The sequence below is a fragment of the Sphingomonas sp. GC_Shp_6 genome, from assembly GCF_026540835.1.
Lineage (GTDB): Bacteria > Pseudomonadota > Alphaproteobacteria > Sphingomonadales > Sphingomonadaceae > Sphingomonas.
Window position 1 is genome coordinate 220,566 of record NZ_JALNUO010000004.1, and the last position, 13,152, is coordinate 233,717.

The following is a 13,152-nucleotide window of genomic DNA, read 5'->3' on the forward strand; positions in this document are numbered from 1 at the left end:
GCCTTAAGGCATGGTTGCGCAGGCGTTCCCCGCCCCGGAAATTCATGGTAAACGCCGCCGGGGCTATCAGGGGGTTCGTACGATCGTGGACATGCGTGCCGAACTGGGCGAGCCGTCGATGTCCGACGCGCGGTTCGATCCCGTCCTCGATCTGGCGAACGAGCCCTATGCCGAACCGGTGTACGACGAACCCGAATCCGTGCCCCCGCCCCGGTGGATCGCGCCGCTGGCCGCGGCATCGCTCGCGCTCGGCTGGGTCGCCGCGATGGTCTGGCTCAGCCGCGGCCGGCTGGCGGCGCTCGATGCGGTGGCGCTGACCGAATTCCTGGCCGCGCTGGCGGTCGTTCCGGCGCTTATCGGCATTCTCTGGCTGCTGGCGCAGCGCACGAGCCGGGCCGAGGCGCGGCGTTTCAGTGCGACCGCCCGCGGCATGCGTGCCGAAGCGGAAAGCCTGGAGCGGAGCGCGGCCGGGATCGCACGCGCGCTCGATAGCAACCGCCGCGCGCTGGCCGAACAGATCACGCAATTGATGGCAACGGGCGAGGCCGCGCAGGATCGCTTCGCCACGATCGGCCGCGCGCTGGGGCAGGAGATCGCCGAGGCCGATGCGCATACCGCGCGGCTGACGGCGGCCGCGACCGACGCGCAGGCCAGTCTGGGCGTGCTGCTCGCCTCGCTGCCGCGCGCGCAGGGCGAGATCGAAGCGGTCACCATCGCGCTCGACCAGGCGGCGCTGTCGGCGGGCGAACATGCCGCCGCGCTCGACGCACAGCTCGTGGCACTCGCCGAACGCGGGCGCGAGGCCGAGGCGCTGGCGGGCGGCGCGGCACAGCGACTGGCCGCGCACATCGTCCGCATGGAGGCGACGAGCGAGACGGCCGGCGCGCGGCTCGAGGCGGTCACCGGCGACATGGCGAGCGCCGTCGACGCGCTGATGGACCGCACCGCCGATGCGGTGGACCAGGCGCGCCACGGCATCGCCGTTCAGGGCGATGCGATGCTCGCGATGCTGGGCGCCAATCAGGCGACGCTCGACCATGCGATGCGCGACGGCGCCGAGGCGCTCGCGGCGCGGATGACTGCCGCCGAGGCGGTGATCGAGCGGATCGGCGAGCGGCTGGAGTCGCAGCGCGTGGCCGGCGACGCGATGGTCGGCGACCTCGAAGGCGGGATCGCGCGCGTCGAACGCCAGATCGATTCGCTCCACCATCAGGGAATCGACCGGTCGCAGATGCTCGCGGCCTCGATCAGCGCGCTCGGCGGATCGGCGGAGGCGATGACCGAAGCGCTGCGCGCCGGCGACACGATGGCGACGCGGACGATCGGCACGACCGAAACCTTGCTCATCGCGCTCGACGCCGCGGCGCGCGAGATCGACGAGACGCTGCCCGACGCACTCGCCCGGCTCGACCAGCGCGTGGGCGCCAGCCGCGCGATCGTGGTGCAGGCGCGGCCCGAACTGCTCGCGCTGGTGACGGCGGCGGAAAGCACGCACGACGCGATCGAGGCAATCGCCGGCGTGATCGGCGAGCAGCGCCGCACGCTCGATCACCTGTCCGCCACGCTGCTGACGACGCTGACCACCGGGCGCAGCAAGGCCGACGCGATCGGCCATATGGTGGACGAGACGATCGAGCGCACCGAACGCTTCGCGGAGGAGGCCGCGCCCAAGCTGATCGACGCCCTGCTCCGCGTCCGCGACACCGCGTCGGCGGCGGCGGACAAGGCGCGCGAGACGCTCGCCGACGTGATCCCGGAGGCCGCCGCCGCGTTGGAGGGCGCCGCCGCGCAGGCGATGCGCCGAGTCACCGGCGACACCGTCGAGCGTCAGGTCCGCGCGATCGGCGATGCGACGAACGCCGCGGTCGATGCGGCGACGCGCGCGACCGCGCGGCTCGCCGCCGAGGTGCAGACGATCGCCGATCACAGCGCGATCCTCGAAACGCGCGTCGAGGATGCGCGGATCGAACGCGAGGAGGCGGATCGCGATACGTTCGCGCGGCGCGCCTCGCTGCTGATCGAATCGCTCAACTCCGCCTCGATCGACATCACCAAGAACCTGTCGATCGAGGTGTCCGACAGCGCCTGGGCCGCCTATCTCAAGGGCGACCGCGGGGTGTTCACCCGGCGTGCGGTGCGGATCCTCGACGCGGGCGACGCGCGCGACATCGCGCGCTTCTACGACGACGATGCGGGCTTTCGCGAGTCGGTGAACCGCTACATCCACGATTTCGAATCGATGCTGCGCGGCGTGCTGGCGCAGCGCGACGGCTCTCCGCTGGGCGTTACCCTGCTTTCGTCCGATATGGGCAAATTGTACGTGGCGCTGGCTCAGGCGATCGAACGGCTGCGATAGGCCTCGTCGCGCAGCGCATCCACGAAGCGGTCGGTGGACGAGCGGAGATCGCGCGCATTGGCCGACAGCGCCGATGCGCTTCGCCGCACCTCGGCCGATAACAGGTTCGCGGTGGTGACGACGGCGGCCACCCCGCCGACGCGCTGCTCGATATGGTCCGCGCTGGCGGTCGCCCGCGCGGCGCTTTCGCCGATCGCCTCGACATAGCCGCGCTGGTCGATCGTCGCGAGCGCGATCCCGCCCGCCGCCTGCGCCACCTCGGCCACGACGCCGGTCACCGTCTTCATCGCCGCGGTCGACGATCCGACGCCGGTGCGGATCGTCTCCAGCAGCATTCCGATCTGCCCGCTCGCGCGTGCGGCGTCGCCGGCCAGCGACTTCACCTCGTTGGCGACCACCGCAAAACCGCGCCCCGCTTCGCCGGCGCGTGCCGCCTCGATCGTGGCGTTCAGGGCGAGCAGGTTGGTCTTGCTGGCAATGCGCCGGATTTCCTCGAGAAACGTCCCGATCCGCTCCGCCTGTTCGCGCAGCAGCGCGATCGTCTCGCCGCCACCGAGGCCACAATCATGCGCGGTGCGCGTGAGCGTGTCCTGCCGCTCGGCCGCGATCGCGATCGTCCCGACCGATTGGCCGAGATCGGCGATCGATGCCGCGACCTGGCGGATGTCGGCCGTAGCCGCCGCCGCGCCGACCGCCGCGGCGCTCGCCTGTTGGCCGGCATCGCCCGCAAGCTCGTTCAGATGGATCGCCGACCCCTCGAGCTGCGCGGCGGCGGCCTCCATGGCCACCACCACGCCCGCTACGCTTGCCTCGAACTGGGCGGCGACCTCCTCGACCTCGGCGCGGCGCCGCAGATTGGCGTCGGCCTCGATCGTGTCGGACCGGCTGCGCTCGGACAGCGCCATCGCTTCCGCGTCGCGCGCCTGACGCAGCGCATCGCGCGCGATCAACCGCTCGGCATCGGCCTCGGCCGCCGACACCCGGCTCGCCACGACTGCGGCCCCCTGGCCGTTCAGCAGGCGTTCTAGCCAAAGCGTCACGCACCCCAGGATCCCGCACTGGAGGATCACCGCGAGCGCATGAAACAGCACGCGTGCGAAATTGCCCGATCCGGCGAACACCCAGCTCGGCACCAGCCATTCCAGCAGCAGATGATGGACCGCGATCAGCGTCGAGGCGATGGCGATCGGCTTCCAGTCGCACAGCACCGTCAGCGCGGCGAGCGCGACGAAGAAATACATGTGCCCGTCCATCTGCCACGCCTGGCCCTGCAGCACATAGACGAGCAGCGCGGGCATCGAGGCGGCCAGCGTTCCCACGATCGCGCGGGCCTCGGCATCGTACCGGCCGCGCAGCGCGACCCAGCTCGGCACGAGATTGAGCGCGCATCCGACCAGCGCGACGCCGCCTGCCGAGTCGTGCCCGAGCGCCATGCTCGTCAGGACGAGCACCAGGAGCGTGGCCCACCCCGCGACCGCGATCCCCGCCACCCCGCGCTGCCGCAGTTGATCGATCGGTGCGATCGGGGCGCGCCGATCGACCATCACGGGATCGACCCCGGTGAGATCTGCGAGGGCCGGATGGGACAAAGCGGGGGCAAGCGCGATCATGCCGGCGTTCCCGTTCCGCAACCGGCCGGCGGCGCCGCGACCAGCAATACGCCGATCCTGCGGAGCGCGCCGCGCAACCCGTCATCGCCTCCGCGCAGCACGATCCAGCCGGCCAAAGGCCCGGTGCCGATCAATTGCGCGCCATGGTGCGTCGCGATGCGGACGATCCCGTCCGCCGCAGCGTCGGACAGAGGCACCGCCAGCAGCGCCGCATCGGGCGCCGGCTGGACGGCCAGCGCGAACAGACCGCTGATCGTCACCGCCCCCTGAAGGGCAAACAGGACCGGAAGGGAGCATCGCATCCGCCCTTCATGCCCGTCACAGGTAAAATCCGCGTAAATCAATCCGCTAGAGTTTGATGGCGTTACTTTATTCCGCCCGCCCCGAGCTAGTCGAAGGGCCTGTTCAGAATGCAAAGGCGCGCGCAGAAAGCGTGCTTCGACAAGCTCAGCACGAACGGATTTCGTGATCCGATCAAGCTCATATCACTCCGCTCTAAACTGCGACGGGCATTTCCGTCACCGGGCGAGCGCCCGCTGCGCCCCGAAGAAATCGAACGACAGCGGCGTGATCCATTCGAAGTGATAGTTCACCTGGAACAGCACGAACAGGATCGTCGCCACCAACGTCACGCGCTTCGCCAATCGCCTCATGTCGAACTCATGGGGCGCGCTCTCCGCCTGACCGGGGATGTGTTCGCCGCCCACCTCGTCCGTCGTACGGACGCCGAACGGCAGGACGAGGAACACCGAAAACGCCCAGAACAGGACGTAGATCGCGACCGCCGACGTCCAGCGCATTGCCGCCCGCCCCGCCTCAGGCCTGGATCATCAGGACGTCGACGATCGGCTTCTTCCCCGTCCAGCGCACCGCGACCTTGCGCACCGCCAGCCGGATCGCCTCGCGCATCTTTTCGGTGTCGCGCGGGCCGCCGCGCTGCGTGGCGCGCACCGCATCGACCGCCTCGACCAGAAATGCCGCGCGATCCTCCTCGACCGGCACGCCCTGCACGCGCACCTCGGGATCGCCGATCAACTGGCCGCCCCGGGTCGCCAGCGCGACCGAGATCTGGCCGTTGATCGCGATCCGGCGACGCTCGTTGATCGAATTGCCGTCGGCGGGCAGGATCACGTCGCCGTCGAGCACCAGCCGGCCGATCGCCGCCGTGCCGATCTTCTTGGCCGGGCCCGGTGCCAGCCGGATCACGTCGCCATTGGTCTGCACGAAGCTCTGCGGCACGCCCTCGGTGTTGCCGAAGCGCGCATGCTCCATCAGGTGCCGCATCTCGCCATGCACGGGCACCAGCACGTCGGGCCGGATCCAATCGTACATCTGCGCGAGTTCGGGGCGGCCCGGATGGCCCGAGACATGGACGTGCGCCTGGCGCTCGGTGACGAGGAACACGCCCCGGCCGGCCAGCGTGTTCTGGATGCGGCCGATAGCCACTTCGTTGCCGGGGATCTGCTTGGAGGAGAAGATCACCGTGTCGCCCTGTTCGAGCGTGATGGTGTGGCTGCCGTCGGCCACGCGCGCGAGCGCGGCGCGCGGCTCACCCTGCCCGCCCGTCGCCACGATCAGCACCTTGTTGCGCGGCAGCCGCATCGCCGTCTCGGGATCGACCGTCTCGGGGAAATCCTTGAAATAGCCGCAGGCGCGGCCAACCTTCAGGATCCGATCGAGCGAACGGCCGGTGACGCACAGCTTGCGTCCCGTCTCCTTGGCGACCTCGCCCAGCGTTACCAGCCGCGCCGCGTTCGATGCGAACGAGGTGACGAGCACGCGCCCCTTGGCCTTGGCGACCGATTCCGCCAGCCCCTTGCGCACGCTGCTCTCGGATCCCGAGGCGTCGGCGTTGAAGATGTTGGTCGAATCGCACACCAGCGCGTCGATGCCCTCGTCGCCGATCGCGGCGAGCTGCGCGGCGGTGGCGGGGTTGCCGATCACCGGCGCGGCGTCGATCTTCCAGTCGCCGGTGTGGAACACGCGGCCGTGCGGCGTATCGATCAGCAGGGCATTGGCCTCGGGGATCGAATGCGACATCGGCACGAACTGAAAACCGAACGGCCCCACCTTGAAGTCGGTGCCGGGCTCGATCACGCGCAGCTTCACGCGGTTGGCGATGCCCTCCTCCTCCAGCTTTCCGCGGATCAGCCCCGCGGTGAAGGGCGTGGCATAGAGCGGGACGCCCAGATCCTCGGCCAGATAGGGCAGCGCGCCGATATGATCCTCATGGCCGTGGGTCAGCACGATGCCGACCAGATCATCCAGCCGTTCCTCGATGAATTGCAGATCGGGCAGGATCACGTCGATGCCGGGATAGCCCGGATCGGCGAAGGTGATGCCGAGATCGACCATCACCCATTTGCCTTCGGTGCCATAGAGGTTGACGTTCATGCCGATTTCGCCCGAACCGCCGAGCGCACAGAAGAGAAGTTCGTTCTTGGGAGTCATTCTTTGCTTTCTAGGAAATGATGTTGCGCCCGCGGGCCATCACGGCGCGAGCGCTGCCGTCTCGATATGGGCGCGATCCCACAGCATCGCCAGCCCCTGTATGGTCAGATCGGGCTCGATCGCGTCGAACACGTCGGTCTGTTTTTCGAAAAGCGTGGCCAATCCGCCGGTTGCGATCACTTTCACCGGCCGGCCCACTTCGGATTTCATGCGGTGTACCAGCCCCTCGATCATCGCGACATAGCCCCAATAGATGCCGATGTGCATCTGCGACGCCGTGTTACGGCCGATCACGCTGGTCTCTTCGGGCGCTTCGATCGCGATCCGCGGCAATTTGGCGGCCGCCGTGACAAGCGCATCGAGCGACAGGTTGATGCCCGGCGCGATGATCCCGCCCTTGTAGGCGCCTGAATAGTCGACCAGATCGAACGTCGTTGCGGTGCCGAAATCGATCACGATCAGGTCGCCCGCATGGAGCGCATGCGCCGCGATCGTGTTCACCGCGCGGTCGGCGCCGAGCGATGCAGGCTCGTCGACATCGATCGCGATGCCCCATTCGACCGCACCCCGCCCTGCGATCAGCGCCGCGCGGCCGAAATATTTGGTCGCCAACACCTCCAGATTGTGGAGTGCGCGCGGCACGACGGTGGCAATGATGACGCCGTCGACCACGCCGCGATCATAGCCGGCGAGCGTCAGCAACTGGCTGAGCCACACGGCATATTCGTCCGCGGTGCGCCGCGGATCGGTGGCGATCCGCCAGCGCGCCTTGACGAGCCCCGTGTCCACGAGCGCGAACACGACATTGGTGTTGCCGGCATCGATCGCGAGCAGCATCGGCGTCAATCCTTCGGTTCGTGCGGGTCGGCTCGAGCGCCGCGCCACCGCGTCCGGTCGGCCGGCGCCGCGCTCATGCCAGAAACACGTCGGCGGCGTGGACGATGCGCCGTCCACCATCCGAAAGGCGGAGTAGCAGCGCACCGCTCGCGTCGAGCCCGTCGAACGCGCCGGTTACCGCATCGCCATCGGGCAGGTTCACGCCAAGCGCGGTGCCGATCGGGTGCGCGCGCTCGAGCCAGCGGCTGCGCACCGGGGCGAGCCCCTCCGCGCGCCATGCCGCGATCCAGCGGCCCATCGTCTCCGCAAGCGATTCCAATAGCTTGGCCGGCGTAACATCCACGCCATGTGCGGCCAGGCTGGTGGTCGGCCGATCGGGCAGATCGGGGTGGTGCGCCAGGTTGACGCCGATCCCAATCACGACAGAGTCCCCGGCCCGTTCCAGCAGGATGCCCGAAACCTTGACGGCGTCGATCAACAAATCGTTGGGCCATTTGAGCCGTGCCGCGACCGTCCGGCCCTGCGATCGCGCGACGATGTCCACCGCCTCCTCGAGCGCCACCGCGGCCACCAGCGCCAGCGTCGGTGCGGGCGGATCGGTGGGTCGCAGCCGCACCAGATGGCTCGCATAGAGATTGCCCGCCGGCGACGCCCAATCCCGCCCGAGCCGTCCGCGTCCCGCGCTTTGCCGCTCGGCGCGCAGCCACAGCCCGTCCTCGGCGCCGGACGCGGCCAGGTCGCGCAGGTCGGCGTTGGTCGATCCGGTATCCGCGACCGTGCGGACGATACTCAGAACAGTGCGCGTGCCGCTGTCATGCTCCACGCCCCCAGGAAAGGTATCGCCAGATAGCCGATCGGCGAGTTGAACAGCGCCGCCAGCGCGATCAGCCCGCCCTCGACCCGGTTGTCGAGCCGCGCGAAGTCGGCGCCCGGCTCGTCGAAATACATCGTCTTCACCACGCGCAGATAATAATAGGCGCCGATCACCGAGGCCGCGATGCCCACCACCGCCAGCGGAAACAGCCCGGCGGCGACCGCGGCGTGGAACACCGCGAACTTGGCGTAGAAGCCGAACAGCGGCGGGATGCCGGCCAGGCTGAACATGAAGATCGCCAGCGCCGCCGCGAGCCCCGGCCGCGTCCGCGACAGGCCGGAGAGCGCCGCGATGTCTTCCACCGGCGTGCCGTCGGGCGCGCGCATCTGGAGGACGATCAGGAACGAACCGAGCGTCATCGCGACATAGATCGTCAGGTACATCAGCACCGACGCCGCACCCTCGGGCGTGCCCGCCGCCAGGCCGACGAGCGCAAAGCCGACATTGTTGATCGACGAATAGGCGAGCAGCCGCTTGATGTTGGTCTGCCCGATCGCCGCCACCGCGCCGAGCACGATCGAGGCCAGCGCGGCGAAGATCACGATCTGGCGCCACTGGTCGGCCGCGGGCCCCATCGCCCCGACCGCAACGCGCACCGCGAGGCCCATTGCCGCGACCTTGGGCGCGGAAGCGAAGAAGGCGGTGACCGGCGTCGGCGCGCCCTCGTACACGTCGGGCGTCCACATGTGGAACGGCACTGCCGAGATCTTGAACGCGATGCCCGCGAACACGAAGACCAGCCCGAACAACAGGCCGAGCGACCGCGAGCCCGCATAGGCCTGCGCGATGCCGCTGAAGAGCGTCGTACCGGCAAAACCGTAGACGAGGCTGATCCCATAGAGCAGAATCCCGCTCGCCAGCGCGCCGAGCACGAAATATTTGAGCCCCGCCTCCGCCGAACGCTGGTCCTGCCGCATGAAGCTCGCGAGCACATAGGCCGCCAGACTTTGGAGTTCGAGCCCGACATAGAGCGTCAGCATGTCGCCCGCCGACACCATCATTCCCATGCCCGCCGCGGACAACAGGATCAGCACCGGATATTCGGGCTTCAGATCGTCACCCGCAGTGCGGCGGAAGAAATCGGGCGCCATCATGATCGCCACCCCCGACGCGATATAGATCAGCACCTTGGCGAAGGCGGCGAACGCATCGGCACGGTAGAGGCCGCCGAACGCCGAGGCGCCGGACGATGCCGGCCCCACCAGCGCGATCCCCGCTCCTGCCAGCACGAAGACCGAGGCGATCGAAACCACGCGGGTCGAGCCCTGCCCGCCCCAGGCGGACACGAGCATCAGCGCGATCGCCCCGAGCGCCAGCACGAGTTCGGGCAGCGTCATCGCCAGATTTGCGGCGTAATCCATCAGTGCGCCTCCGCATGCGCGTCAGGCGTGGTGGGATGGCCGGATGTCGGCCGGGAGTCGCTCGGCGGCGTCGCGCGGTCGACCCGCGCGAGCAGCACGCCGATATCCTTGCGCATCGGGCTGAGAAAACTTTCGGGATAGACGCCCATCCACAGCACGACCGCCGCGATCGGTGCCAGCAGCCACAGCTCGCGGCTCGAGAGATCGGCCATGCCGCGCACCTCGTCCGAGCGGATCTCGCCGAACGCGACGCGACGGTAGAGGAACAGCATATAGGCGGCACCCAGGATGATGCTTGTCGTGCACAGCAGCGCGATCCAGGTCGAGATCTGATAGGTGCCCATCAGCGACAGGAATTCGGCGACGAAACCGCTCGTCCCCGGCAGCCCGATCGATGCCATCGTGAAGAACAGGAAGAACAGCGCGTAGCGCGGCATGTTGATGCTGAGGCCGCCATAGCGTGCGATCTCGCGCGTGTGCAGCCGATCGTAGATCACGCCGACGCACAGGAAGAGCGCACCCGAGACGAGGCCGTGGCTGAGCATCATCAGCATCGCGCCTTCGAGCCCCTGCCGGTTGAACGCGAATAGCCCGATAGTCACGATCGCCATATGCGCGACCGAGCTATAGGCGATCAGCTTCTTCATGTCGTTCTGCACCAGCGCGACGAGGCTCGTGTAGATCACCGCGATCGCCGACAGGCCGAAGATCAGCCAGGTGAGCTGGCCCGAGGCTTCTGGGAACATCGGCAGCGAAAAGCGCAGAAAGCCATAGCCGCCGAGCTTCAGCAGCACGCCCGCCAGGATTACCGAACCCGCGGTCGGCGCCTGCACGTGCGCGTCGGGCAGCCAGGTGTGCACCGGCCACATCGGCATCTTCACCGCGAACGACGCGAAGAAGGCGAGCCACAACCAGGTCTGCACATGCGCGGGGAAGTCGTGCGCCTGCAGCAGCGGGATGCTCGTCGTGCCTGCGTCGATCGCCATGTAGAGCATGGCGATGAACATCACGACCGAACCGAGCAGCGTGTAGAGGAAGAATTTGTAGCTCGCGTAAATCCGGTTCGCGCCGCCCCAGATGCCGATGATGAGGTACATCGGGATCAGCCCGGCCTCGAAGAACACGTAGAACAGGAACAGGTCCTGCGCCGCGAAGGTGCCGATCATCAGCACCTCGGTGAACAGGAACGCGGCCATATATTCAGGAACGCGGTTCGTAACCGAACGCCAGCTCGCGCCGATGCAGATCGGCATCAGGAACACGCTGAGCATGATGAGCATCAGCGCAAAGCCGTCGATGCCCAGCGCCCAGGCGAAGCTGCCGAACAGATCGGCATGTTCGACGAACTGCCACTGCGCACCGCCGATGTCGTAATGCGCCCACATCACGATGCCGAGCACGAAGTCGACCAGCGTGGCCGCAAGTGCGAGCCGCCGCGCGCCTTCCGCAGACAGGAAGAGGCAGACGATGGCGGCGATCATGGGGATCGCCAGCATCACGGAGAGGATCGGGAAACCGGTCATCGGAAGGATCCGATCGCCCAAGTGACCGCGGCGGTCAGCCCGATCAGCATGACGAAGGCATAGGTGTAGACATATCCCGTCTGGAAGCGGCCGGCGACACGCGAGCCGATCTGCACGACCCAGGCCGAGCCGTTGGGCCCGAACCGGTCGATCGTCTTCTCGTCGCCGCGGTGCCAGAGCAGCCGTCCGATCGCGAACGCGGGGCGCACGAATATCAGATGGTACAGCTCGTCGAAATACCATTTGTGGAGGAGGAAACGGTAGAGGATGCCGAACTGCCCGGTCACCTGCGCCGGGAAATCCGGTGCGCGTATATAGGCATACCAGGCGGTGAACAGCCCCAGCAGCATGGCGGCGGTAGCCGAAAGCTTCACCGGCACGGGCACACCGTGCATCGCATGCATCAGATGCTCGCGGAACGCGATCGCGCCCTTCCAGTAATCCTCGCCGGCGGTCGGCTCGATGAAATAGCCGTGGAAGACGAAGCCCGCCGCAACCGCACCGATCGACAGCAGGATCAGCGGCACGAGCATCGGCAATGGGCTCTCGTGCGGATGATAGCCGCCGGTGCCGGCGGGCAGGTCATGCTGCGACGGACCATGTTCCGACGGATGATCGCCCGAGTCCTCCACCTGCGCCGGATTGCCATGTGCCTCGTCCGGATGATGGCCGTGCGCGTCGTGGCCGTGCGCGTCGTGGCCGTGCGCATCATGCCCATGACCATGCGCGTCGTGCAGCGCATGCTGGATATGCTCGGATGCGGCCCAGCGCGGCTTGCCCCAGAAGGTCAGGAACATCACGCGCCACGAATAGAAGCTGGTGAGGAGCGCCACCAGCACGCCGACGAACCACACGCCCGGCTGCCCCGCCGCCCAGCTCGCCTCGATGATCGCGTCCTTCGAATGGAAGCCGGCAAAGCCGATCTGCGGCAGGCCGAAGATGCCGGGGATGCCGACGCCGGTGATCGCGAGCGTGCCCGCCATCATGCCCCAGAACGTCACCGGGATCTGCTTACGCAGGCCGCCATAATAGCGCATGTCCTGCTCGTGATGCATCGCGTGGATCACCGAACCCGCGCCGAGGAACAGCAAGGCCTTGAAGAAGGCGTGCGTGAACAGGTGGAACATTGCCGCGCCATAGGCACCAACGCCGGCGGCGAAGAACATATAGCCGAGCTGCGAACAGGTCGAATAGGCGATCACGCGCTTGATGTCCGTCTGCACCAGGCCGCAGGTCGCCGCGAACAGGCACGTCGCCGCGCCGATCGTGGTCACCACGCCGAGCGCCACGGGCGACGTCTCGAACATCGGCGACAGGCGGCACACCATGAACACGCCGGCCGTCACCATCGTAGCGGCATGGATCAGCGCGGAGACCGGCGTCGGCCCCTCCATCGCGTCGGGCAGCCAGGTGTGAAGGCCGAGCTGCGCCGACTTGCCCATCGCGCCGACGAACAGCAGCAGGCAGAGCACGGTCATCGTATCCGCGCGGAACCAGAGAAAGCCGATCGTCGAACCGGCCATGTGAGGCGCCGCGGCCAGGATCGCCGGGATCGACACCGTGCCGAATACCAGGAACGTGCCGAAGATGCCCAGCATGAAGCCCAGATCGCCCACGCGGTTAACGACGAACGCCTTGATCGCGGCGGCATTGGCGGAGGGTTTGCGGAACCAGAAACCGATCAGCAGATAGGAGGCGAGCCCCACGCCCTCCCAGCCGAAGAACATCTGGACGAGGTTGTTCGCGGTGACGAGCATCAGCATCGCGAAGGTGAAGAGCGACAGATAGGCGAAGAAGCGCGGCTGGTCCGGGTCCTCGCTCATATAGCCCCAGCTATAGAGGTGGACGAGCGCGGACACGCTGGTGATGACGACGAGCATCACCGCGGTGAGCGCGTCGACGCGCAGCGACCACGATACGTCCATGTCGCCCGAGTGGATCCATTCCAGCACCGGCACCACGGTCGCGGCGCTATGGCCCGACAGATAACCGATGAACACCGGCCAGGAGAGCGCGCACGAGACGAACAACGCGCCCGTCGTCACCAACTTGGTCGGCGTGAACCCCAGCGCCTTGTTGCCGAACCCGGCGATGGCGGCCGCGAGCAGCGGCAGGAAAACGATGAGCTCGATCAACCGAG

10 protein-coding genes are annotated in these 13,152 nt (G+C 67.8%); 1 reads left to right on the forward strand and 9 read right to left on the reverse strand.

Features of this window, described 5'->3' with window-relative positions; translation table 11 throughout:
* Positions 1-91 precede the first annotated feature (91 nt).
* Positions 92-2,356: a hypothetical protein gene (locus tag OXQ95_RS07380; RefSeq protein ID WP_267381008.1), complete on the forward strand. Its 2,265-nt coding sequence runs from the start codon at positions 92-94 to the stop codon at positions 2,354-2,356.
* On the opposite strand, the gene OXQ95_RS18705 is transcribed toward OXQ95_RS07380, so the two are convergent.
* From OXQ95_RS18705 to nuoL, 9 genes are all read right to left on the reverse strand, one after another.
* On the reverse strand, positions 2,332-3,966 hold the full coding sequence (locus OXQ95_RS18705; RefSeq protein WP_276588930.1) for a methyl-accepting chemotaxis protein: 1,635 nt from the start codon (positions 3,964-3,966) through the stop codon (positions 2,332-2,334). The genes OXQ95_RS07380 and OXQ95_RS18705 overlap by 25 nt on opposite strands.
* Complete coding sequence (locus OXQ95_RS07390; RefSeq protein WP_242096954.1) at positions 3,963-4,226, reverse strand: hypothetical protein; 264 nt, start codon at positions 4,224-4,226, stop codon at positions 3,963-3,965. Before OXQ95_RS07390 ends, OXQ95_RS18705 begins: the two co-directional genes overlap by 4 nt.
* 258 nt (positions 4,227-4,484) lie before the next feature.
* Entirely contained in the window at positions 4,485-4,766 is a 282-nt protein-coding gene (locus tag OXQ95_RS07395; RefSeq protein ID WP_242096953.1) for a DUF1467 family protein, read from the reverse strand.
* Between the two features lie 16 nt (positions 4,767-4,782).
* Positions 4,783-6,417, reverse strand: coding sequence for a ribonuclease J (locus OXQ95_RS07400; RefSeq protein ID WP_267381009.1), 1,635 nt, complete (start codon positions 6,415-6,417; stop codon positions 4,783-4,785).
* A gap of 39 nt (positions 6,418-6,456) precedes the next feature.
* Positions 6,457-7,254 carry a type III pantothenate kinase gene (locus OXQ95_RS07405; protein WP_242096951.1) on the reverse strand — a complete coding sequence of 266 codons (798 nt, stop codon included), beginning with the start codon at positions 7,252-7,254 and terminating at the stop codon, positions 6,457-6,459.
* 73 nt (positions 7,255-7,327) lie between these two features.
* Positions 7,328-8,041: a biotin--[acetyl-CoA-carboxylase] ligase gene (locus OXQ95_RS07410; protein WP_267381115.1), complete on the reverse strand. Its 714-nt coding sequence runs from the start codon at positions 8,039-8,041 to the stop codon at positions 7,328-7,330.
* 2 nt (positions 8,042-8,043) lie between these two features.
* A complete protein-coding gene (gene nuoN, locus OXQ95_RS07415; protein WP_267381010.1) occupies positions 8,044-9,489 on the reverse strand; it encodes an NADH-quinone oxidoreductase subunit NuoN in 1,446 nt (481 codons plus the stop codon).
* The gene (locus OXQ95_RS07420; RefSeq protein WP_267381011.1) at positions 9,489-11,012 is read right to left on the reverse strand and encodes an NADH-quinone oxidoreductase subunit M; all 1,524 of its coding nucleotides are present in this window, start codon (positions 11,010-11,012) and stop codon (positions 9,489-9,491) included. Before OXQ95_RS07420 ends, nuoN begins: the two co-directional genes overlap by 1 nt.
* Complete coding sequence (gene nuoL / locus OXQ95_RS07425) at positions 11,009-13,147, reverse strand: NADH-quinone oxidoreductase subunit L (protein ID WP_267381012.1); 2,139 nt, start codon at positions 13,145-13,147, stop codon at positions 11,009-11,011. The genes OXQ95_RS07420 and nuoL overlap by 4 nt, the downstream gene beginning before the upstream one ends.
* Between the last annotated feature and the right edge of the window lie 5 nt (positions 13,148-13,152).

What these genes read in the sequence shown, in the direction of transcription:
- OXQ95_RS07380 (WP_267381008.1), top strand. Translation starts at nt 92, where the DNA reads ATGCGTGCCGAACTGGGCGAGCCGTCGATGTCCGACGCGCGGTTCGAT.
- OXQ95_RS07395 (WP_242096953.1), bottom strand. Translation starts at nt 4,766, where the DNA reads ATGCGCTGGACGTCGGCGGTCGCGATCTACGTCCTGTTCTGGGCGTTT.
- OXQ95_RS07405 (WP_242096951.1), bottom strand. Translation starts at nt 7,254, where the DNA reads ATGCTGCTCGCGATCGATGCCGGCAACACCAATGTCGTGTTCGCGCTC.
- nuoN (WP_267381010.1), bottom strand. Translation starts at nt 9,489, where the DNA reads ATGGATTACGCCGCAAATCTGGCGATGACGCTGCCCGAACTCGTGCTG.
- OXQ95_RS18705 (WP_276588930.1), bottom strand. Translation starts at nt 3,966, where the DNA reads ATGATCGCGCTTGCCCCCGCTTTGTCCCATCCGGCCCTCGCAGATCTC.
- OXQ95_RS07420 (WP_267381011.1), bottom strand. Translation starts at nt 11,012, where the DNA reads ATGACCGGTTTCCCGATCCTCTCCGTGATGCTGGCGATCCCCATGATC.
- OXQ95_RS07400 (WP_267381009.1), bottom strand. Translation starts at nt 6,417, where the DNA reads ATGACTCCCAAGAACGAACTTCTCTTCTGTGCGCTCGGCGGTTCGGGC.